This is a genomic window from Curtobacterium sp. MCLR17_054 (assembly GCF_003234335.2).
In the GTDB taxonomy this organism is placed as follows: Bacteria; Actinomycetota; Actinomycetes; order Actinomycetales; family Microbacteriaceae; genus Curtobacterium; species Curtobacterium flaccumfaciens.
Genome location: NZ_CP126263.1, coordinates 3,247,978 through 3,269,046, shown reverse-complemented (window position 1 = coordinate 3,269,046; position 21,069 = coordinate 3,247,978). Strand labels below are relative to the sequence as shown.

General features: G+C 71.4%; 22 protein-coding genes. 12 read left to right on the top strand and 10 right to left on the bottom strand.

What is annotated here, in order from left to right:
• Positions 1 to 135 precede the first annotated feature (135 nt).
• From DEJ08_RS15460 to DEJ08_RS15450, 3 genes are read left to right on the top strand one after another with little or no spacing between them, the layout of a single operon-like run.
• On the top strand, positions 136 to 711 hold the full coding sequence (locus DEJ08_RS15460) for an NUDIX domain-containing protein (protein ID WP_111055212.1): 576 nt from the start codon (positions 136 to 138) through the stop codon (positions 709 to 711).
• Positions 708 to 1,307, top strand: coding sequence for a DUF1349 domain-containing protein (locus DEJ08_RS15455; protein WP_111055211.1), 600 nt, complete (start codon positions 708 to 710; stop codon positions 1,305 to 1,307). Before DEJ08_RS15460 ends, DEJ08_RS15455 begins: the two co-directional genes overlap by 4 nt.
• 38 nt (positions 1,308 to 1,345) lie before the next feature.
• Entirely contained in the window at positions 1,346 to 2,326 is a 981-nt protein-coding gene (locus DEJ08_RS15450) for a site-specific tyrosine recombinase XerD (protein ID WP_111055210.1), read from the top strand.
• A gap of 12 nt (positions 2,327 to 2,338) precedes the next feature.
• Here the strand turns inward: DEJ08_RS15450 and DEJ08_RS15445 are convergent, their stop codons facing one another.
• A complete protein-coding gene (locus tag DEJ08_RS15445) occupies positions 2,339 to 2,785 on the bottom strand; it encodes a DUF2510 domain-containing protein (protein ID WP_111055209.1) in 447 nt (148 codons plus the stop codon).
• 124 nt (positions 2,786 to 2,909) lie between these two features.
• Here DEJ08_RS15445 and DEJ08_RS15440 point away from each other — a divergent pair, with 124 nt between their 5' ends.
• Positions 2,910 to 3,368 carry an ASCH domain-containing protein gene (locus tag DEJ08_RS15440; RefSeq protein WP_220035465.1) on the top strand — a complete coding sequence of 153 codons (459 nt, stop codon included), beginning with the start codon at positions 2,910 to 2,912 and terminating at the stop codon, positions 3,366 to 3,368.
• Positions 3,369 to 3,387: 19 nt separating this feature from the next.
• On the opposite strand, the gene DEJ08_RS15435 is transcribed toward DEJ08_RS15440, so the two are convergent.
• Positions 3,388 to 4,425 carry an LLM class flavin-dependent oxidoreductase gene (locus DEJ08_RS15435; RefSeq protein ID WP_111055207.1) on the bottom strand — a complete coding sequence of 346 codons (1,038 nt, stop codon included), beginning with the start codon at positions 4,423 to 4,425 and terminating at the stop codon, positions 3,388 to 3,390.
• 50 nt (positions 4,426 to 4,475) lie between these two features.
• Between DEJ08_RS15435 and DEJ08_RS15430 the strand changes: the two genes are divergently transcribed.
• Together DEJ08_RS15430 and DEJ08_RS15425 are read left to right on the top strand one after the other, a co-directional pair.
• A complete protein-coding gene (locus DEJ08_RS15430; protein WP_111055206.1) occupies positions 4,476 to 4,808 on the top strand; it encodes a TraR/DksA family transcriptional regulator in 333 nt (110 codons plus the stop codon).
• 130 nt (positions 4,809 to 4,938) lie between these two features.
• On the top strand, positions 4,939 to 5,388 hold the full coding sequence (locus DEJ08_RS15425) for a TIGR02611 family protein (protein WP_071405873.1): 450 nt from the start codon (positions 4,939 to 4,941) through the stop codon (positions 5,386 to 5,388).
• A gap of 169 nt (positions 5,389 to 5,557) precedes the next feature.
• On the opposite strand, the gene DEJ08_RS15420 is transcribed toward DEJ08_RS15425, so the two are convergent.
• Complete coding sequence (locus DEJ08_RS15420) at positions 5,558 to 6,811, bottom strand: MFS transporter (RefSeq protein WP_111055221.1); 1,254 nt, start codon at positions 6,809 to 6,811, stop codon at positions 5,558 to 5,560.
• 103 nt (positions 6,812 to 6,914) lie between these two features.
• Between DEJ08_RS15420 and DEJ08_RS15415 the strand changes: the two genes are divergently transcribed.
• Together DEJ08_RS15415 and DEJ08_RS15410 are read left to right on the top strand one after the other, a co-directional pair.
• On the top strand, positions 6,915 to 7,280 hold the full coding sequence (locus DEJ08_RS15415) for an ArsR/SmtB family transcription factor (RefSeq protein ID WP_071245119.1): 366 nt from the start codon (positions 6,915 to 6,917) through the stop codon (positions 7,278 to 7,280).
• Positions 7,277 to 8,881 (top strand): DUF7059 domain-containing protein, encoded by a 1,605-nt coding sequence (locus DEJ08_RS15410; RefSeq protein ID WP_258367220.1) that lies wholly within the window; start codon positions 7,277 to 7,279, stop codon positions 8,879 to 8,881. Before DEJ08_RS15415 ends, DEJ08_RS15410 begins: the two co-directional genes overlap by 4 nt.
• Before the next feature lie 3 nt (positions 8,882 to 8,884).
• Here DEJ08_RS15410 and DEJ08_RS15405 read toward each other — a convergent pair whose 3' ends face one another.
• Both DEJ08_RS15405 and DEJ08_RS15400 read right to left on the bottom strand, forming a co-directional pair.
• Positions 8,885 to 9,748, bottom strand: coding sequence for an NAD-dependent epimerase/dehydratase family protein (locus DEJ08_RS15405; RefSeq protein WP_071245140.1), 864 nt, complete (start codon positions 9,746 to 9,748; stop codon positions 8,885 to 8,887).
• 175 nt (positions 9,749 to 9,923) lie between these two features.
• On the bottom strand, positions 9,924 to 10,514 hold the full coding sequence (locus DEJ08_RS15400; RefSeq protein WP_111024889.1) for a TetR/AcrR family transcriptional regulator: 591 nt from the start codon (positions 10,512 to 10,514) through the stop codon (positions 9,924 to 9,926).
• A 176-nt stretch (positions 10,515 to 10,690) separates the two neighbouring features.
• Between DEJ08_RS15400 and DEJ08_RS15395 the strand changes: the two genes are divergently transcribed.
• Entirely contained in the window at positions 10,691 to 13,171 is a 2,481-nt protein-coding gene (locus tag DEJ08_RS15395) for a glycoside hydrolase family 3 protein (protein ID WP_111055205.1), read from the top strand.
• A 511-nt stretch (positions 13,172 to 13,682) separates the two neighbouring features.
• Here DEJ08_RS15395 and DEJ08_RS15390 read toward each other — a convergent pair.
• Positions 13,683 to 14,696 (bottom strand): LLM class flavin-dependent oxidoreductase, encoded by a 1,014-nt coding sequence (locus DEJ08_RS15390; RefSeq protein WP_111055204.1) that lies wholly within the window; start codon positions 14,694 to 14,696, stop codon positions 13,683 to 13,685.
• 122 nt (positions 14,697 to 14,818) lie between these two features.
• Here DEJ08_RS15390 and DEJ08_RS15385 point away from each other — a divergent pair, with 122 nt between their 5' ends.
• Both DEJ08_RS15385 and DEJ08_RS15380 read left to right on the top strand, forming a co-directional pair.
• The gene (locus DEJ08_RS15385) at positions 14,819 to 17,389 is read left to right on the top strand and encodes a DEAD/DEAH box helicase (RefSeq protein ID WP_111055203.1); all 2,571 of its coding nucleotides are present in this window, start codon (positions 14,819 to 14,821) and stop codon (positions 17,387 to 17,389) included.
• Between the two features lie 64 nt (positions 17,390 to 17,453).
• Positions 17,454 to 17,705: a DUF6458 family protein gene (locus tag DEJ08_RS15380; RefSeq protein WP_027465939.1), complete on the top strand. Its 252-nt coding sequence runs from the start codon at positions 17,454 to 17,456 to the stop codon at positions 17,703 to 17,705.
• A 13-nt stretch (positions 17,706 to 17,718) separates the two neighbouring features.
• Here DEJ08_RS15380 and DEJ08_RS15375 read toward each other — a convergent pair whose 3' ends face one another.
• Together DEJ08_RS15375 and DEJ08_RS15370 are read right to left on the bottom strand one after the other, a co-directional pair.
• Positions 17,719 to 18,240 carry a ribonuclease H family protein gene (locus tag DEJ08_RS15375; protein ID WP_027465941.1) on the bottom strand — a complete coding sequence of 174 codons (522 nt, stop codon included), beginning with the start codon at positions 18,238 to 18,240 and terminating at the stop codon, positions 17,719 to 17,721.
• Between the two features lie 94 nt (positions 18,241 to 18,334).
• Positions 18,335 to 19,165, bottom strand: a complete 831-nt coding sequence (locus DEJ08_RS15370; protein ID WP_146248543.1) for a hypothetical protein — start codon at positions 19,163 to 19,165, stop codon at positions 18,335 to 18,337.
• Positions 19,166 to 19,283: 118 nt separating this feature from the next.
• On the opposite strand from DEJ08_RS15370, the gene DEJ08_RS15365 reads away from it, so the two are divergent.
• Positions 19,284 to 19,622 carry a hypothetical protein gene (locus DEJ08_RS15365; protein ID WP_071405879.1) on the top strand — a complete coding sequence of 113 codons (339 nt, stop codon included), beginning with the start codon at positions 19,284 to 19,286 and terminating at the stop codon, positions 19,620 to 19,622.
• Here the strand turns inward: DEJ08_RS15365 and DEJ08_RS15360 are convergent.
• Together DEJ08_RS15360 and DEJ08_RS15355 are read right to left on the bottom strand one after the other, a co-directional pair.
• On the bottom strand, positions 19,619 to 20,191 hold the full coding sequence (locus DEJ08_RS15360) for a hypothetical protein (RefSeq protein WP_146248542.1): 573 nt from the start codon (positions 20,189 to 20,191) through the stop codon (positions 19,619 to 19,621). The two genes, DEJ08_RS15365 and DEJ08_RS15360, sit on opposite strands and share 4 nt — an antisense overlap.
• Before the next feature lie 56 nt (positions 20,192 to 20,247).
• Positions 20,248 to 21,066, bottom strand: a complete 819-nt coding sequence (locus tag DEJ08_RS15355; RefSeq protein ID WP_111055200.1) for an aldo/keto reductase — start codon at positions 21,064 to 21,066, stop codon at positions 20,248 to 20,250.
• Between the last annotated feature and the right edge of the window lie 3 nt (positions 21,067 to 21,069).

The following is a 21,069-nucleotide window of genomic DNA, read 5'->3' as shown; positions in this document are numbered from 1 at the left end:
CACCGCGCCTCCCGTCCGTCCGGGGTCGCGTCCACGGCACCTGGTTCCGGACACGGAACCGCGGAACGACGCGGTGCTGTGTCCGGAACCTGGTTCCGACGGGGGCGCCCGGCGCACGCGTGCTTGGATGGAGCCGTGACAGACGCACCGATCGCTGACGAGTCCGCCTCCTTCGAGGTCACCGAATCCACCGTGGTGTACGAGGGCGCCGTCTGGGACGTGCGCCGCGACACCGTCGCGTACAACGGCGACTCGATGGTCCGCGAGTACATCGACCACACGGGCGCCGTCGCCGTGTACGCCGAGGACGACGAGGGCCGCGTCCTGGTCATCCAGCAGTACCGACACCCGGTGCGGCTGCGCGACTGGGAGCTGCCCGCCGGCCTGCTCGACATGGAGGGCGAGGACCACCTGACGGCGGCGAAGCGCGAGCTGGGCGAGGAGGCCGACCTCGAGGCCGACACGTGGGAGCCCCTGGTCCGCTACAACACGTCCTCGGGTGGCAGCGACGAGTTCATCCAGATCTACCGGGCGCGCGGTGTCCGGTCGACCGAGTCCGCGTTCGAGCGCGAGGCCGAAGAGGCCGACATCGTGACGCGCTGGGTCCCGCGGGCGGAGCTGCTCGAGGGGATCCTGGGCGGTCGGCTGAACAACTCGGCCCTCGTCGTCGCGGCGCTCGCCGTCGAGGCCATCGAACAGCGCGGCAAGTGAGCGGGTCCGCGGGCGACGGTCTGCGCGAGCTGGTCGCCACGGGGACGTGGACGCACGAGCCGGAGGCCGCCGAGTTCGACGGTGACGTCTTCCGCGTCACCGCGGTCGAGGGCAGTGACGCCTGGCGGACCACCTCGTACGGGTTCGTGCACGACTCCGAGCACGCGCTGCTGCAGCCGACGGGCGGGCCGTTCTCGGTCGAGGCGTCGTTCGTGCTCGACTACACCGAGCAGTTCGACCAGGCCGGGGTGTTCCTGCGCGTCGACGAACAGACCTGGATCAAGGCCGGCGTGGAGTTCTCGGACGGAGCGCCGCAGCTCGGCGCCGTGGTGACGCGTGGGTTCTCGGACTGGTCGGTGTCGCCCGTGCCGGAGTGGGTGGGCCGGGTGGTGACCGTCCGCGCGAGCCGCGATGGTGACGCCGTGACGATCCGGGCGTGGGCCGAGGGTGACGAGCCCCGACTCGTCCGGGTCGCGTACCTGGACCCGGACACCGTCGTGTCCGCGGGGCTGCTGTGCGCCGGGCCGACGCGGGCCGGGCTGACCGTGACGTTCACGGGGTTCCGCGTGGGCGCGCCGGACGAGGCGTTGCACTGACGGGCGGGTGGCCTCGCGCCGGTTAGCCTGCTGAGGTGATGCCCCTCGACCGTGCCGCGGAGACGTACCTGCGGCACGTCGCGATCGAGCGGGGACTCTCGCAGCACACGTTGTCGGCGTACCGACGGGATCTTGCCGTGTTCACGTCGTGGTTGGCCGCCGCTCCGGTCGTCGAGTCGGACGGTGCGGACCGGGCCGGGGGCTCCTCGGTGCTGCAGGACGTGGCACGGTTGGCACGGGCGGACGTCTCGGGGTTCGTGACACACCTGGCCACCCGACCGGAAGGTCCGCTGGCACCGCGGTCGATCGCGCGGATGCTCAGTTCGGTGCGCTCGTTCACCGCCTTCGCCGCGGGGGAGGGCTGGCTGCCGCTCGACCCCGGCACCGCCGTCCGGCCGCCGAAGGCTCCGATGCGGCTGCCGAAGGCGATCCCCGTCGAGGACATGGAACGGCTGCTCGGGGTGGTGTCCGTCGACGCCGACGACCCCGTCCAGCTGCGGGACAAGGCCCTGCTCGAGCTCCTCTACGCCACCGGTGCGCGGATCTCCGAGGCGGTGGGGCTGTCGGTCGACGACGTGACGACGCTGTCGGACGGCGACGGCGAGCTCTCCGTCGTGAAGGTCACGGGCAAGGGCAACAAGCAGCGGATCGTGCCGCTCGGCAGCTTCGCCCGGGCCGCGATCGACGCGTACCTGGTGCGGGCACGGCCGGTGTTCGCGGCACGAGGGCCGTCGACGCCGGCGCTGTTCCTCGGCGCCCGTGGAGCGCGGTTGTCGCGGCAGAGTGCCTGGCTCGTGATCCAGGCCGCCGCTGCTGCCGCCGACCTGGAGGCGCACGTGTCACCGCACACGTTCCGGCACTCGTTCGCGACGCACCTGCTCGAGGGCGGTGCCGATGTGCGCGTGGTGCAGGAGTTGCTCGGCCACGCGAGTGTCGCCACGACGCAGATCTACACGATGGTCACGGCGGACATGCTGCGGGACGTGTACCAGACGGCACACCCGCGGGCGCGGCGGTAGGCGCCTGCGCGCTCAGAACAGGTCGAACTGGGCCGACGCTGCGATGACCGTCGTCGTCACCGCGACGACGAGGGCGCTCGCCGAAGCGCTCCGCGCCACGACGGCCCAGGCACCGACAGCCCCGGGACGGACGATGCCGATGACCCCGCACGCCACGGCGAGCAGTCCCGCCAGGCCCCAGGGGTTCGCGACGACCGAGACCACGGCGAGCAGCACCGCGAGCACCGTGAACACGCAGAGCCGACGGTCGCCGGCGGTGCCCGATGCCCACGCGTCCGTCCGGATCGCCGCGGTCTGCACCGAGAACGACGGCCCCACCGGCGCGACGACGATCGGCGTGACCGGGTCAGCAGCAGCCGCGGGGGCCCGCGTGGCTGCGCCCCAGGTGCGACCGTCCCACCAGCGCAGACGACGGGCGTCCTGCGGGTCCGGGAACCAGCCTGCGGCCGGCAGCGTCACGGTTGCTCCTCGAGGTGCGGGGTGGATCGACGCTCCCGAGCCTAGGAGCGCGGTCGGCCTCGCCCCAGTCCCCAGCCGGGTGTCAGCACAAGGGGGGACCGGACCGGTGCACTACGGTCGGGGCGTGCCCTCGACGCTCGACGACTTCTGGACCGCGCGACGCAGCGAGCGTCCGAGCCTTCCGGCGGACGTGCCGGAGGCGTGGTCCTTCGGCGCGACCCCGGAGCAGGCGGATGCGCTCCTGCAGCTCGTGCTCGACGGGGTCAAGGTCGGCACGGCGTCGTCGCTCTGGGACTACGAGGCGACCGGCGATCCGCTGCCCGCGACCGACGAGGTGAGCATCGTGACCGACGGCTCGGGTGCGCCCCGTGCCGTCATCGAGACGACGGCGGTCCGGGTGGTTCCGTTCGACCAGGTCGACGCGGACCACGCCTGGGCCGAGGGGGAAGGCGACCGGACGCTCGAACACTGGCGGACCGTGCACGAGGCGTTCTGGCGCGCACACTCGGAGAACCCGCGGGGGTTCGCGCCGGACATGCCGGTCGTGTGCGAGCGGTTCCGGCTGCTCTGGCCGAACGGCTGAGCCCGAGCCCGATCCGGGGTCAGGCGGGGACGGGCTCCGCGTCGACCTCGGTGAACACGTCCTTCACGGCGGCGAGCAGCCGGGCGTTGAAGTCCACACCGAGCTGGTTCGGCACGGTGACGAGCACGGTGTCGGCAGCCCGGACGGCCTGGTCGGCCGCGAGCTCCGCGACGAGCTGCTCGGGCTCACCGATGTAGGACCGGCCGAACCGGGCCAGCCCGCCGTCGAGGTGCCCGACCTGGTCCTGCCCCTCGACCTGCGCGCGCACGCCGAAGTAGTGGCGCGACTCGTCGTCGATGATCGGGATGATGCTGCGCGAGACCGAGACGCGCGGTTCGCGGTCCCAGCCCGACTCGGACCACACCCGGCGGAAGCGCTCGATCTGCTCGGCCTGCAGCTGGTCGAAGGGCACGCCGGTGTCCTCCGTCAGCAGGGTCGAGGACATCAGGTTCATGCCCTGCTCGGCGGTCCACTCGGCGGTGGCACGTGTGCCTGCGCCCCACCAGATCCGGTCGCCGAGCGAGTCGGAGAGCGGGGAGATCGGCAGGGACCCGACCGAACCGGTCATCTGCGGGTTGGCGTTGGCCATCGGCTCGCCGGCGATCGCACGGCGGAACACGTTCGTGTGCGCTCGGGCCATGTCGCCGCCGTTCTCGTCGGAGGCGTCGGGCACGTAGCCGAACTGCTGGTAGCCGGCCAGGGCGGTCTCGGGTGATCCCCGCGAGACACCGAGCTGCAGTCGGCCGCCGGAGATCAGGTCGGTGGCCGCGGCCTCTTCCGCCATGTAGAGCGGGTTCTCGTAGCGCATGTCGATGACGCCGGTGCCGATCTCGATCCGGCTGGTCTTCGCGGCGATGGCGGAGAGCAGCGGGAACGGCGCGGCCTGCTGCGGCGCGAAGTGGTGGACGCGGAAGTAGGCGCCGTCGACGCCGGCTTCCTCGGCTGCGACCGCGAGGTCGATCGCCTGCACCAGGGCCTCCCGCCCGCTGCGCACCTTCGACCCCGGCACGTCACGCCAGTGTCCGAACGACAGGAACCCGATCTTCGTCATGTCCATGCGAACGCATCCGGAGGCGGGGCCATTCCGCCGCGACTACCGTGGCCGGGATGGAGGACCCCCGCCCCGCACTCGAGGCCGAACGCGCCCGCAACGAACGGCTGCTCGCCGAGGTCGAGCGGAGCATGCGCGACGTCAGTGACGCCCGGCAGGGCGCGAACTCCGACGACGAACACGACCCGGAGGGTGCGACCCTGGCCTGGGAACGCGGCTCGCTCGGTGCGGTCCGCGACGGCGCCCAACTGCGGATCCGCCAGGTGGACGCAGCGCTCGCACGACTCGACGACGGCACCTACGGTCGCTGCACGGTCGGCGGCGAGCCCATCCCGGAGGCACGGCTGGCCGCCGTCCCGTGGGCGGCGACGTGCGTCGCGCACGCGTGAGGGGCACGCGATCGGTGCCGCCTGCCGCCCTGGAGGCGCGGGCTGTCCCCGCCACGCGCCTCCCGGCATGCGCACCCCGCGTCCACCCCGTGCGCCGCTGATTCCCAGCCGCGCGCCCTACGTTTTCGGCATGGACGGCGACCCGAACGACCGACCCGGCGAAGCCCGGGCCGACGGCGCGCCGCGCCAGCGCTTCCAGTGGTTCCACCGCCTGCGCACCTGGATCCACGCGCGGCCGCACGTGCACCTGCTCTACAAGGTGCTGGTCGGTCTGGTGGGCGGGCTGGTCGTCATCATCGGGCTGATCCTGGTGCCGCTGCCGGGCCCGGGGTGGCTCGTGGTGTTCATCGGCCTCACGGTGCTGGCGAGCGAGTTCCACTTCTTCCACAAGATCATCACGTGGCTCAAGGCGCAGCTGCACCGCTTCTGGGACTGGGCCAAGCGGCACGGGCCGAAGCGTCTGCGCGATGCTGCGGACCGGGGCAAGGCTGACGTCGACGCTGCGCACACCGGTGCGGCGCGGACCGTCGGGGTGCGTGCGCGCGCTCGCGGGACGAACTCGGCGCGACCGGGCCACTAGTCGGGCGGCCGCGGTCGGGCCCCCGCGGTCGGCACCGTGCGGTGCTGGTCACCGCGTGCGAGGTTGATGGCTCCGTGCGGCGCTGCAGACTCGCACCGAGCGATCAACCTCGCACCGGATGGGCATCGCCGCTCCGTGCGAGTGCGTCGCACCGTACCGGACGTGTCGCTTACTCGGCCGCGACCCGGATCGAGCCGGTCGCGGTGCGCTCGACGACCTCGGCGGCGCGCTCCTCGACCTCGGCGGCGTCCTTCGACGACAGTTGCAGCACGAGGGCGACGACCGCGGCGAGCACGATGAAGCCGCCGTACCCGGCGATGACCGGGACGAGACCGACCGAGGGCTCGAGCAGCCCGCCGATGACCGAGGGCACCCCGAACGCCAGGTAGCTGACGACGTAGATCGTGGAGAGCAGCCCGGCACGGTGGGTCGGGGCAGCGGTGGCGAGCAGCATCCGCAGCGGCGCCTGGAACCCGGCGCCGAATCCGACACCGGCGATCGCGCTGCCGACGACCATGCCCGGAAGGGAGTGTGCGAACACGAACGACACGGTGACGATCGGGCCGAGCACGAGGGCCACGAGTCCGAGCAGGACCGCGCGACGGGTGTCCATCCGCTGGATCGCCAGACCGGTCAGCGCGCCGACGCCGGTGACCACGGCGATGAGCGCACCGGCGGCGAAGTGGTTGGTGATCCCGAACACCGTGCCGAGCGCCGAGGGCACGAGCGACAGGAACATGCCGCCGAGCGCCCAGCTGGCGACGAGCGAGCCGGCGACACCGCGGAACAGCCGGCGCGAGGACCGCGGCACGCTGATCGTCGGGCGCAGGGACCGGAGTGCACCGGGGCGACGCTGTACCTGCTCGGGGACGACGAACAGCGCGAGCACCAGCAGCACGAGGAGTGCGCCGAACAGCAGGTAGACGAGCTGCTCCGGCGCCGGACCCCACTGCACCAGCGCGCCGCTCGACATCGCGCCGGTGGCCAGGGCGATCGGCGGGATGACGCCGTTCAGCACGCCCGCCATGGTGGGGTGGCGTTCGAGGGAGTTGTCGATGAGGGCCGCGCCGAGGGCCCCGATGAGCAGCCCGACCGAGACACCCTGCACGATCCGGTCGACGATGAGCGCGACGACCCCGTCCGCCATCGCGAACAGGCCGAGTGACAGTGCGACGCCCAGGCCGCCGACGACCAGCACGGGCTTTCGGCCGACGTGGTCGGACAGGCGACCCGCGACGAGCAGGCTCGCGAGCAGGCCGGCGACGTAGATGGCGAAGACCCCGGTGAGCATGAGTGGGGTGAGGTGCCACTCGGCTGCGTAGACCGGGTAGATCGGCGACGGCACGGCCGACGACGCGACCGAGACCAGGAGCATCGCCGCCAGGATCCAGAACCCGGCGACCGAACGAGCTGACTGGTGCATGCGCACCCCTTTCCATCTCCGTGCAGTACGACTGCATTCGTACCGCACTCGAACAGTACGACGCAAGTCGTACAGCAAGCCGAACGGTGGTAGCGTCCCGTCCATGCCCGCGCACGTCGATGCTCCTGAACGGCTGCCGCAGCCGTCCGTGGCCGAGATGGACCTCCCGGTCGTGATGGACGCCCTGAGCGATCCGATCCGGCTCGCGATCCTGCACCGCTACCTGGTCGACGCGGCCGGGGGTGAGCGCAGCTGCGGCTGGGTCGGCATCGACCGGCCGAAGTCCACGCTGACCCACCACTTCCGGGTCCTGCGCGAGGCCGGTCTGCTCGAGCAGCACCTGGAGGGCCTGACCCGCGTCAGCCGCGTCCGCGTCGAGGACGTGCAGCAGCGGTTCCCCGGGCTCCTCGACCTGGTGCTCGACTGGCAGGTCCCCGCGGCCCTGCTGCGCGAGGGGATCGCCTCGTGAGCGACGGTGCAACCGCCGGCGTGGACACTGTGCACACGCTGCCGTCGATCGTCGCGGACCCCGCCGTCACCACGGCGCTCGCCGCGGACCTGACAGCGGCCGGCTTCACCGTCGACCGGCTCGACTCCCTGTGGGGTACCGAGGCCGCAGCATCGCTGCACCGGGGTTCGCGGGTCGCCGCGCTCCGTGCGCTCGCCGCCCGCGAGACCACGCCGCTCGGCACACTGGCGACACTGTTCGTGCTCGGCCTGCCGGTGACGCGGTCCGAGGCCGCCGCGGCGTTCCCGACCGCCGGGCTCGACGCCGTCATCGCCGCGGGCCTGCTGCGCAGCGAAGGCGAAGGCGAAGGCGAAGGCGACAGCGCCGACGCGCTCGTGCACCCCACCGTCGACCTGCGCCCCTACGCCTTCGTCGACGACCTCGGCGCCGGCAGCTGGTGGATCGTCTCCGACCTCGGCGAGCTCGCCCTCGGGCACGCGATCAGCGAGGAACACGTGCTCGGCATCGGCGGCGCCACCACGACGCTGAGCGGCCTGCAGGTGCCCGTGCCGGTCGAGCGGGTGCTCGACCTCGGCACCGGGTGCGGCATCCAGGCCATGCACGCGCGGCGCTTCGCCGACCACGTGGTCGCCACCGACATCTCGCGCCGTGCCCTCGACATCGCCCGGTTCAACGCCCAGTTGAACGGCATCGACGGCATCGACTTCCGGTTCGGCTCACTGTTCGAGCCGGTCGCGGGAGAGCGCTTCGACCGGATCGTCTCGAACCCGCCCTTCGTCATCACGCCCCGTCGCGAGGGCGTCCCGTCGTACGAGTACCGCGACGGCGGCATGGTCGGCGACGCCCTGGTCGAGACGGTGCTCCGCGGCCTGTCCGACCACCTGGAGCCCGGCGGCACCGCTCAGCTCCTCGGCAACTGGGAGTACCACTGGGGCGTCGACGGCCTGGACCGCGTGCGCGGCTGGTTCGCCGACACCGACCTCGACGTCTGGGTGATCGAGCGCGAGCGGCAGGACCCGACGTCCTACGCGGAGACCTGGATCCGCGACGGCGGGACGAAGCCCGGCACGGCCGAGTTCGACACCCTGATGGGCGCCTGGCTCGACGACTTCGCGGACCGGCGCGTCACCGGCGTCGGCTTCGGCTACGTCGTGGTGCGTCGACCCCTGCCTGGAGGCCCGTCCGGCCTCCGCCGGTTCGAGCGGGTCCCCGAGACGCTCGGCTCCAACCCCGCGGGCCTCGGCGCGACGGTCGCCCGCGTCCTCGACGCAGCCGCCTGGCTCGCCGCGCACGACGATGTCGCGCTCGCCGCCGCCCACCTGTCGGTGGCCGGTGACGTCACCGAGGAGCGGTACTACTGGCCGGGCAACGACGACCCCACCGTGATGACCCTGGTGCAGGGCGGCGGGCTCGGGCGCCGGGTGGACGCGGACACCGCACTCGCGGCGTTCGTGGGCGCCTGCGACGGCGACCTGTCCGTCGCGGCGATCATCGGCGCGCTCGCGCAGATCACCGGCGTGGACGAGCAGGCGCTCGCCGCCGACCTGCTGCCGGCGGCGCGCGACCTGGTGCTCGACGGGCTGCTCGTCCCCGCCGCCTGACGATCAGGCGCGGTGGTCGCGCCAGCTGTGCTCGGGCGTGTAGCCGAGGAGTTCGCGGGCCTTCTCCGACGACAGCAGCGAGCTGACACCGTCGATGTCCGCACGTCGCTCGATGTCCGGCACGAAGCGCTCGACGAGCTCGATGGTCGGGGTGTCCATCACCGTGTCGGGGCTGGCAATGACGAACGCCTCGAACCCGGTGAGGTCGGCCTCGAGTGCCCGGCGGACGGCCTGGGCCCCGTCGCGGGAGTCGATGTACGACCACAGGTTGAACGTCTTCGCCTCGGGGGTGGCGTCCCACGGGAACGCCGGGTAGTCGGTCTCGTCCATCACGTTCGAGAAGCGCAGACCGATCATCTTCAGCTCCGGGTCCCAGCGCGTGAAGTGGCGGGCCATCTCCTCCTCGACCGCCTTGCCGAGGGAGTACGACGACTGCGGGCGGACCGCGAACTCCTCGTCGACCGGCAGGTAGGGCGGGTGGTGCTCGCCCATCGGGATGCCGAGCAGGGTCTCGCTCGACGCCCACACGACGTTCTTGATCTTCGCGGCACGGGCGGCGTGGAAGACGTTGATCGACGAGGTCACGTTGTTCGTGATGAGGGCCACGTCGGGAACCTGCCCCGGGGCCGGCACCGCCGCGAGGTGCACGACGGCGTCGACGTGGTCGTACCGGTCGTCGATGCCGAGCAGGGCGTTCAGGACCTGGCCGTGGTCGGTCAGGTCGATCCGCACGAACGGGACACGCTCGGGCTTGTCGGGGGAGGGGACGCGGTCGAGCAGGACCACGTCGTACCCGTGCGCATCGAGGTCGCGCACCACCGCTCGTCCGAGCTTGCCGCTGCCACCGGTCACCACTACACGCGTCATCGCGTCACTCCACATCGTCGTCGGAACACACCCTGGCGGGCACCGACCATCCTGCCCCGCCGCACCTGACGCGACCAGGCCCTGTCCGTACCCCACTGCGGAACCAGGTTCCGGACACGACACCACGGGATCGCGCGGTGCTGTGTCCGTAACCTGGTTCGGGCGGGGGAGCCCGTCAGGCGGTGGGGGCGACCTGGGCGATCGCGAGGCGGGCGACGAGTTCGACGTGCTCGGCCATGTCGCGGGTGGGGTCGAAGAGCCACTGGATCTGCATGCCGTCGGACACCGCGAGCAGCACGCTGGTGAGTTCGTCGGGGTCGATGTCGGTACGCAGCCGACCGTCCTGCTGCATGGTGCGGAAGTCGGCGGACAGGTCACGGCGGCTGCGTTCGTAGCGCTCGCGGAAGTACTCGTGCGCCGGGTGCTCGGCGTCGGTGGCAGCGGCGGCGGACAGGTTGACGAACATCTGCACCAGGCCCGGGACCTCGGCGTTGTGCCGCACGATCGCCGCGAGCAGGGCTGCCGGGTCCGCGGCCTGCCAGTCGTGCGCGAGGTCGAGCTCGTCGCGCCGGCGGAGGATCTCGACCCAGAGCTCGTCCTTGGAGTCGAAGTAGTGCAGCAGTCCGGCCTGGGTCAGCTCCACGGCGTCGGCGATGTCCTTGATGCTCGTCCGCCGGAAGCCCTGGGACGCCACGAGGTCCAGCGCGACCGTGAGGATCTCCTCGCGCTTCGCGATGCCCTTTGCGTACGAACCCCGTCGTGCCATGGCCAGACTGTACCGCCCGCAGGAGACCCGAGAAAACCAAGCAACGGTTGGTTTTCGGTGGTACGGTGCAGGAGCTGCCAGCGCGGGCGGCGAACCCGGTGGATGGTGGGTGTGGGCGACGAGGCCCCGGCCGTCCAGGCGGCGCCCCGCGGCCCTGAACGAGAGGACCGACCACCGTGACCACCGTGAACGACGCGAGCACCGCCTCCAGTCCGTCGACGCCGCTGACCGAGCGCATCGATGCGCTCCTCGGCCAGCTGACCACCGACGAGAAGGTGCAGCTGCTCACCGGACGTGACTTCTGGACCACCTGGCCCATCGAGAAGATCGGGCTGCGCCGGATCCTGATGTCGGACGGACCGTCGGGCGTGCGCGGCGAGGTGTGGGACGAGCGCGACCCGTCCCTGAACCTGCCGTCGGCGACCGCGCTGAGTGCCTCGTGGGACCGCGCGATCGCGAAGCGCTACGGCGCCGCCGCCGCGGTGGAGGCCCGCCGCAAGGGCGTCGACGTCGTGCTCGGCCCGACCATCAACCTGCACCGGTCCCCGCTCGGTGGCCGGCACTTCGAGGCGTTCAGCGAGGACCCTGTGCTCACCGGGGACCTGGCCGCGTCGTACGTCGACGGCGTGCAGGAGAACGGTGTCGCCGCCACCCCGAAGCACTACATCGCGAACGACTACGAGACCGACCGCTTCACCGCGTCGACAGAGGTGTCGGACCGCGCGCTGCGCGAGCTGTACCTGCTGGCGTTCGAGAAGGCCGTGACCGAGGCGCACGCCTGGGCGATCATGTCGTCGTACAACGCGATCAACGGCGTGACGGCGTCGGAGAACGACCTGCTCGAGACCCCGCTCAACTCGGAGTGGGGCTTCGACGGCATCGTCGTGTCCGACTGGACCGGGGTGCGTTCGGTGGACTCGGCGAAGGCGTCGCAGGACGTCGCGATGCCCGGGCCGAACCCGTGGTGGAGTGAGGGCCCGCTGCTCGCCGCCGTGCAGTCCGGCGAGGTGCCGATGGCGGCGATCGACCGCAAGGTCCACCGGATCCTGACCCTGGCTGCCCGTGTCGGCGCGCTCGAGGGCTTCGAGCCCGTCGCCGCGTCGCCCGTGCACGTCGAGGACGGCATCGCGTTCGTGCGCGAGGCCGAGGCCGAGGGCACGGTCCTGGTCCGCAACACCGGTGTCCTGCCGCTCGACGCCCCCGCCGTGTCGCGCATCGCGGTGATCGGGCACAACGCCGACCAGGCCCGCACGCAGGGCGGCGGCTCGGCCACGGTCGTGCCGTCGCAGGTCGTGTCACCGCTGGACGGCATCCGCTCGGCCTTCCCCGGCGTGAGCGTGGACTACGGGATCGGCGCCGTCGTGCAGGAGGGCATCGCGGAGTTCCCGCTGTCCACCATCACGAACCCCGGCACCGGGGAACCCGGCGCCCGGGTCGCCTTCGTCAAGGACGGCGAGGAGCTGTTCGTCGAGGACCGCCGCGCGACGGCACTGTTCTGGTTCGGCGGCGACGCCCCGACCCGCGAAGCCGACCGGCTCGACATCACCACCACCTACACGGCCGAGTCGACCGGGACCGTGCGGTTCGGCATCGGCGCGGCCGGACGGTCACGCATGTGGATCGACGGCGAACTGCTGCTCGACGAGGACGTGCCGTTCGAGGGCGACCAGCTCGGTGCCGCGTTCCTCAACCCGCCGGCGCGGTCGGTGCCGGTCGAGGTGACCACCGGCCAGCAGGTCGCGATCCGCATCGAGTACGACATCGTGCAGGACGAGACGCTCGGCGGCGTGCTGGCGTACCAGTTCGGCACCGAGCCGTCGGACGACGACCCGGCCGTGCTGATCGAGGCGGCTGTGGATGCCGCCCGTGGTGCGGACGTCGCCGTCGTCGTGGTCGGGACGAACTCCAAGGTCGAGTCCGAGGGCTACGACCGATCCTCGCTGGCACTCCCCGGTCACCAGGACGACCTGGTGCGCGCGGTCGCCGCGGCGAACCCGAACACGGTCGTCGTCGTGAACGCCGGGTCGCCGGTCGAGATGCCGTGGCGGAACGACGTCGCCGCGGTGCTGCTGACCTGGTTCGGCGGGCAGGAGTACGGCAACGCCCTGGCCGACGTGCTGACGGGGGCGCAGGAGCCCGGCGGCCGCCTGCCCACGACGTGGCCGGTCGCGATGGCCGACGTCCCCGTGCTCGACGTCACCCCGGTCGACGGGAAGGTCGCCTACGACGAGGGTGTCCACGTCGGTTACCGGGCGTGGCTGCGGGCCGGCACCGAACCGGCGTACCCGTTCGGGCACGGCCTCGGTTACACCACGTGGTCGATCGATGGCGTCTCCGCGACCCCGACCGTGCGCGAGGGCGACGCCGTCATCGTCACGGCGACCGTCGCGAACACAGGCGACCGGGCCGGCAAGCACGTCGTGCAGGTCTACGCGTCCCGAGCGGAGTCGGCGGTTGACCGCCCGGTGCGCTGGTTGGTCGGGTTCGCCCCGGTCCGGCTCGCCGCGGGCGCCTCGACGGAGGTCTCGATCGAGGTCCCGGCGCGTGCCTTCGCCCACTGGGACGGCTCGTGGCAGTACGAGTCAGGGACCTTCACGTTGCACGTCGGCGCCTCGGTCGTCGACGACGCCGGAACCGCGTCCCTCGAACTGGAGTGACGAAGTCGTCCGGTTTCCGCGCAGCTCCCGACTCCGTTCAGTAACATCGTTCTGCGCGAGTCGGCTGGTTACCGTCCGCGCACGCACCGACTACGGGGTCGCTGGGTGAGCGACTCGGTCTCCTGATCCGGCCGTTGTTGCCCTGGCCTCCCCGGTGCGTCCCAGAATGCGTCCCCGCGTCCGCGCGGGGACGCATTCGTCGTTCCGGCCCCGATGCGCACCGGTGAACCGGTTGCCGCACTTCGTCCCGGTTCGGAAAAACGAGTGACACTTGGTCAACTTCATACGTCCCGGGTGCGCGGAACGGTGTGACAAACCGCTCGGTAGGTGGAACGATGGGTGCACCATCTCGTGCGGATCAGGGACGAGATGGTCATCCGGCCGGGCTCTCGGGCCTCACCAACTCGATCAGAGCCCCGCCGGATGCCCTTGACTCTCGGTGGTGGTGCGGCGGCGGGACCGCAGGTGGTCGGGCCCGCGGCGCCGGCGATCAAGCCCGAGGCACCGGCCCTCAGGCCCGCAGCGCCGGGGCGATCTCCTCGGCCACGATGCGCAGGATCCGCTCGTGCGCCGCACGGTCGCCGTTCGCCGGCAGGGTGATGACCAGTTCGTCGGTGGCGGTGACCGCCGGGTCGGCGAGCAGGCTGTCGACGATGGCCGCCGGTTCGCCGGACACGACCTTGCTGAACCGGAACGGCGGGTTCCCCGAGAGCGGCCGGCCCTCGTCGTCCATCCCGGAGGCGTACCCGGTCAGGAACTCCTCGTGCACGGCGCGGTCGTGGTCGTCGAGGAGCGGCACCACGATCCGGCCCACGGCGACCTTGGACTCGCGCTGCGGGTGCAGCTCGGCGAACCGCTCGCGGTAGGCGGCGATCTGGTCGGCCTGCGCCTGGGTGAACGGGGCGCCGGTGTCCTCGGTGTTCAGGGTCGAGCAGTGCAGCAGGAGGCCCTTCTCGGCCGTGCGGACCGCCGTGCCCATGCTGCCGCCGCCCCACCACACGCGGTCGCGCAGGCCCGGGCTGAGCGGCTGCAGGGTCAGGTCGGCCCCGGCGGGGATGCTCTCGTAGCCCTTGCCGGCACTGCCCAGGGGCTCACCCTGCAGCACCTCGAGCAGCCGTGCGGCGCGGGCCTCGGCCTCGCCGCGGAAGCTGCGGTCGACCGTGCCGAACACCGGGTCGAGGATCGGACCGTACCCGGCGATGCCCGTGCTGATGCCGAGCTGCACCCGGCCACCGCTGAGCAGGTCGACCGTGCTGGCGTCCTCGGCGAGGCGCACCGGGTCCTCGTAGCGCATGCCGAGCACGGCGGTGCCGAACGCGATGGTGCTGGTGCGCTGCGCGGCTGCCGCGAAGAAGGTCATCGGGCTCGTCAGGTACGGCTCGAAGTGCCGTCCGCGCACCCAGCCCGTCCCGTAGCCGAGGGACTCGGCGGTCTCGAACAGGCGCAGGCCGTCCTCCAGGGCGCCGGCGGCGCCGTGGGTGCCGCCGTGGTTCGGGACGAAGGAGAGGAAGCCGAGTTCGCGCATGTCGCGAGTCTATGCGCACGTATCGAAGTGCGCCTGAGTCGGTGACGGGGCGGACGGGAGGCCCGTGGCGACGCCGCCACGGGCCTCCCGTCCGGCACATGCGCACCTGGGAGGATGGGCGCATGACCGACGTCACCGCCCTGCCCCCGCTCGTCGCCGCGATCCCGGCGGCGGTGGACGGCGTCGTCGACCCCGACGAGGTCTACGAGGCCTTCGCGGCCTGGGCCGCGGAGGGCGGCCGACCGCTGTACCCGGCGCAGGACGAAGCCGTCATCGAGCTCGTGTCCGGCGCGAACGTCGTGCTGAGCACGCCGACCGGCACCGGGAAGTCGCTCGTCGCGGCCGGCGCGCACTTCGCCGCGCTCGCCGAGGGCAAGCGGAGCTACTACACGGCACCGATCAAGGCGCTGGTGTCCGAGAAGTTCTTCCAGCTCGTCGAGCTGTTCGGTGCGCAGAACGTCGGCATGGTCACCGGCGACTCGAGCGTCAACGCCGACGCCCCGATCGTCTGCTGCACCGCCGAGATCCTGGCGAACCTGGCGCTGCGGCAGGGACCGGACGCCGACGTCGACGTCGTCGTGATGGACGAGTTCCACTTCTACGGCGACCCCGACCGTGGCTGGGCGTGGCAGGTGCCGCTGCTCGTGCTCGAGCGTGCGCAGTTCCTGCTCATGTCGGCGACCCTCGGCGACGTCACGACCATCGCCGACGACCTGTCCCGCCGGACCGGTCGGCCCACCGCCCGCGTGACGGGTGTCTCGCGACCCGTGCCGCTCGAGTACCAGTACGTGATGACGCCCGTGCAGGAGACGGTCGAGCGGCTCCTCGAGGAGGGCAAGGCGCCGATCTACATCGTGCACTTCGCCCAGGCCGCCGCACTCGAGCGGGCGCAGTCGCTGATGTCGGCGAAGGTCGCCTCGCGCGAACGCCGCGACCAGATCGCCGACGCCATCGCCGGCTTCCGGTTCAGCGCCGGGTTCGGACAGACCCTGTCGCGCCTGATCCGGGCCGGCATCGGCGTGCACCACGCCGGAATGCTCCCGAAGTACCGACGACTCGTCGAGCAGCTCGCCCAGCGCGGCCTGCTGCCCGTCATCTGCGGCACCGACACCCTGGGCGTCGGGATCAACGTGCCGATCCGGTCCGTGCTGTTCACCGGGCTGACGAAGTTCGACGGCACGAAGATGCGCCAGCTGTCCGCGCGGGAGTTCCACCAGATCGCCGGCCGTGCCGGCCGTGCCGGGTACGACACCGAGGGCGACGTCGTCGCCGAGGCACCCGAGCACGACATCGAGAACGCCCGCGCCGTCGCCAAGGCCGGCGACGACCCGAAGAAGAAGAACAAGATCAAGCGGAAGAAGGCGCCCGAGGGCTTCGTGTCCTGGGGGCAGGCGTCGTTCGAACGGCTGATCGCGGCCGAGCCGGAGCCGATGGTCTCGCGCATGCGGATCACGCACGCGATGGTGCTGTCCGTCGTCGCCCGCGGAGGGGACGCCTTCGCGGACGTCCGGTCACTGGTCTACGACAACCACGAACCGCGCTCCCGGCAGCTCGCGATGGCCCGGCGGGCACTCGTCATCGCCCGGACCCTCATCAACGCGCGGGTGATCGAGAAGGTCGACGGCGCCTACCGCCTGACCGTCGACATCGCGCCGAACTTCGCGCTCAACCAGCCGCTGTCACCGTTCGCGCTCGCCGCGTTCGAGTTGCTCGACCCTTCTTCTCCCACTTATGCACTGGACATGGTCTCGGTCGTCGAGGCCACCCTCGACGACCCGCGGGCGATCCTGTCGCAGCAGCAGTTCAAGGAGCGCGGCGAGGCCGTCGCCCGCATGAAGCAGGAGGGGATCGAGTACGAGGAGCGGATGGAGCTGCTCGAGGAGGTCACCTGGCCGAAGCCGCTCGACGAGCTGCTGACCGCCGCGTACGAGGCCTACGCCGCCGAACAGCCCTGGGTGCTCGACTTCCAGCTGTCCCCGAAGGCCGTCGTCCGCGACATGTACGAACGCGCGATGACCTTCGGCGACTTCGTGCGCTTCTACCAGCTCACACGCTCCGAGGGGCTCGTGCTCCGCTACCTGTCCGACGCGTACCGGACCATGCGACAGACGATCGCCGAGGAACAGCGGACCCAGGAGCTCGACGACCTGATCGAGTGGCTCGGCGAGGTCGTGCGGCAGACCGACTCCTCACTCGTTGACGAGTGGGAGGCGCTGCTCAACGGGGACGTCCTGCTGGCGTCCGAGGAGCACGAGGAGATCGCGCCGCCGCAGCCCGCACGGCTCACCGGCAACCCGCGGGCGTTCCGGGTGCTCGTGCGCAACGCCCTGTTCCAGCGGGTGCTGCTCGCCGCGGCCGACGACATCGACGGGCTCGGGGAACTCGACGCGACCGCGGGCTTCGACCGGGCCGCGTGGGACAACGTGCTCGAGGAGTACTACGAGGAACACGACAGCATCGGCACCGACGCCGATGCGCGTTCGATGCAGTACCTGGTGCTCGACGAGAGCGGTGCCACCGCATCACCCCGGGTGTGGAAGGCGCGGCAGATCTTCGCCGACCCCGAGGGCGACAAGGACTTCGGGTTCTCGGCGACGATCGACCTGGACGCCTCGGACGAGGTCGGCGAGGCCGTCGTGCGGGTCACCGAGATCGGGCGGTTCGACGGTTGGGCCGAGGTGGACGTCGACTGATCGGCGCTGGGGTTGTCGGACGTGTACCGTCTCCGGCACCACCCCCACCCGAGAGGACTGCGTCATGCGCATCGGATCCAGCATCGCCCTGATCGTCATCGGCGCGATCGTCGCCTTCGCGCTGAACATCCAGCTCGCCGGTATCGACCTCCGCCTGATCGGCTACATCCTGATGGCAGCCGGTGTCGTGCTGCTCATCATCAGCCTCGCCGTGGCCTTCGGCGGTCGCCGCACCACGACCACCACGCGCTCGGGCGTCGACCCGGCGTCGGGGGAGCAGATCACCCGCCAGGATCGGCGCGACGGGACCTACTGACCCGCGGGAGGGGTCAGAAGAGGGTCGCGGGCGGGGTCGCGTCGGGCAGCGCAGACGGCTCGGGGACCTCGGCGCCTGGCCAGCCGGGACCGTGCGGCACGTCGGTGCCGTTCTGGAACGCGGTGGCAGCACCGCGGGCTCGCACATCGGCGGCCTCGTTCATCTCGTGACCGACGTGACCGCGCACCCACTCGAACGTGACCTTGCGGCCCTGCAGTTCGGCGTCGAGTTCCTTGATGATCTCGACGTTGAGGACCGGCTTGCCGTCGGCCTTCCGCCAGCCCTTGCGCTTCCAGCCGGCGAGCCACTCGGTGCAGGCCTTGATGGCGTACTGGCTGTCGCACAGGATGTGCAGCGGCTCGCCGGTGTCCTTCGTGGCGCGGAGCAGCTGCAGCACGGCGGTGAGCTCGCCGATGTTGTTCGTCGCGCGGGGCCAGCCGCCGGCCGCCCACCGGTCGTCGTCGACGTACCAGGCCCACCCGGCGGGGCCGGGGTTGCCGAGGGCTGAGCCGTCTGCGGCGGCGACGATCGTCACGATGGGACCTCCTGGTGGTGCCGAGTGCTCGCGAGTGCTGGTCAACCGTAACCGACCGTACGGACGGGCTCTGCGCGGCGGGGCGGCGACCGGATCAGCGCGCTGCGGGATCCAGGTTGAGATCGGTGTCCGTGATGAGCTGGTCGCCCGCTCCCGTCTGCAGCGACGGGTTCAGCCAGCGGAGTTGCGCGACGGTGATGCCCAAGCGTTCGGCGACCGTCACCTGCGCGTCGTCGCTCGACACCTGGTAGGACACCGGCACGCTGTCACGCTCGTGCACCCATCCGTTTGCCCCGGGCCGCGCTGCGCCCACGTCGACCTGAAGGTGCGGGTACGGGTCGGGGATCGTCCAGCGCAACGGAGCAACTGCAAGCACGGAGCCGATGCCGGTGCGTCCGGAATCGTCCCCGTCATCAGACGGCGCCGGCACGAGCGCGACGCTGTGCAGGAAGTCCGGAGTGGACCCAGCCTCGGACAGTCCGACCGAGTCCGGTGCACCGGTCTCCGGGTCCCAGATGACGACTCCGGCGCGGTACCCGCTGGCGTCGCCGCCACCGTCAGCGTCACCACCGCGGAACTCCAAGCTCATCCACTGCGGGTTCGTCGTGTGGTAGCCGGACAACTCGGCGTCGAAGGTGCCGCTCTCGTTCGCGACGACCCGAACGTGGATCCGGGTGTCACCGCTCGCCGAGACGACATCGGTCTCGGCGGCGACCGTGCCGGCCGCCAGGACCTGCGGCGTGCTGACCTGTTGTGCGGCCGGAGTCGGGTCCGCTCCCTGGCTTCGGTCCGTTCGGTCGAGTGACGCCTGTCGCGTCGGTGTCGGGATCGCGTCGTCGCCGCCGAACGCCGTGCACCCGGCGAGCAGCAGCCCCACCAGTGCCGAGCCGATCACCGCGGTCGTCGCGGTCCGTGTTCGTCCCATCGTTCCCCCTCGTCGGCAGCGTAGCGGGGGCCAGGGACGTCATCGAGTGCGGGGAGCGGACCGAGCCAGACTCGTTACACGGGGCCGAGGACTACCGTCCGCTGCAGGAGGAAACACCATGAGCGACAGCATCCCGAACGCCCCCGGCCCCGAGCCGTCCGACGACCGCGCACGCAACGACGCGCTCCGCGACGCCGCGCACAGCGACGACGTCGACGGGGTCAGCGGACGCGAGCAGCGAGCAGCGGACACGTCGTACAGCCCGTCGAGTGAGCGCGAGATGGATGCCTCCCAGACGAAGCAGCGCGACGACGCCGACCTGCGTGCGGACGGCATCGACCCGTCCAAGGTCATCGCGGCCCCCGGGACCGGCGGCGCGGACGACGCCGGCGACGTGGAGCCCGAACCGGGCGACCTGCACCTGCCGTGGCAGTCCGAGGAGGACCGCCGGGGCTAGCTCGACGCCCGGTCGAGTTCGCGCACGAGAGCCTCGCCATCGGTGACGTCCCAGAACGCCATCGGCTGTGGCCCGAAGAAGCCGTCGAGACCGGTGTTCGCATAGACCTTCGCGTTCGTTCCCCACCCGAAGAGCATCGATCCCGGTCCACCTCCCGTCGCGTCCCACTCGACGTTGCAGTGCCGTCGGTCACCGGTCCAGCTCACGGTGCGGTCGGTGCGGCCGATCGGGACCTCCCGCGTGCCGCGAGGGGTGATCACGAGGGCCCGGCGATCGGTCACGGCGTAGACGGTCGTCCGCTTCCGGTGGAGCTTCACGAGGAACCGGCCGAGCAGCATGTGGAGGCCGATCAAGAGGAAGATCGGGAAGATGACGAGCTCTGGCCCTGCTGCGCCGTCTCGGAGGACGCTGACGGTGCCGAAGCCGACGAATCCGCACCAGAGCAGCGAGAACGGGATGAGGAACCCGTCGCGGCCCGAGAGGAGCCTGGCCGGATCGCTCGTGCCGGCCCAGTACAGGTGCTCGTCGGGGCGCAAGTGTTCACGGGCGGTCTGTTGAGGATCGATCACCCCTCGACAGTACGGCCCGCCACTCGCTGTTGCTGAACAGTGCGTACCCCGCCCGGCTACGACACCGAGTCCGGGTGGGAGCCCGTCCGCTGCCCGGACTCGAGCGTCGCGATCGCTGCGAGCTCGTCGTCGGTCAGCACGAAGCCGTCGACGTCGAGGTTCGAGCGGATCCGGGACGGCGTGACCGACTTCGGCAGGACGACCACGCCCTGCTGCACGTTCCACCGCACGAGTACCTGCGCCACGCTCACGCCGTGCGCGTCCGCGATGTCGGTCAGCACCGGCTCGTCGATCAGGCGCCCACGACCGAGCGGCGACCACGCCCCGGTCACGATGTCGTGCTGCTCATGGAACGCGATGAGTTCGCGCTGCGGCAGCCACGGGTGCCGTTCGACCTGGTTCAGCGCCGGTACCTCGCCGGTCTCGTCGATGAGCCGCTGCAGGTGCGGCACCTGGAAGTTCGAGACACCGATGCTCCGCGCCCGCCCTGACTCACGCAGTTCCACCAGAGCGCGCCAGGTCTCGACGTAGCGGTCGTTCGCGGGGGCCGGCCAGTGGATCAGGTAGAGGCCGACGGCGTCGAGCCCCAGCCGCTCGAGGCTGCCGTCGAATGCCCGCAGGGTCGCGTCGCGCCCCTGGTGGTCGTTCCACACCTTGGTCGTCACGAAGACGTCATCACGGTCCAGCCCGGAGGCCCGGATCGCCTTGCCGACGCCGGTCTCGTTGCCGTACATCTCGGCTGTGTCGACGTGCCGGTAGCCGGCGTCCAGCGCGAGGCCGACCGCCGTCTCCGCTTCGGCATCGTCGACCTTGTAGACGCCGAAGCCGATCGCGGGGATCGAGCGGCCGTCGCGCAGGGGAACTGAGGTGACCATGCA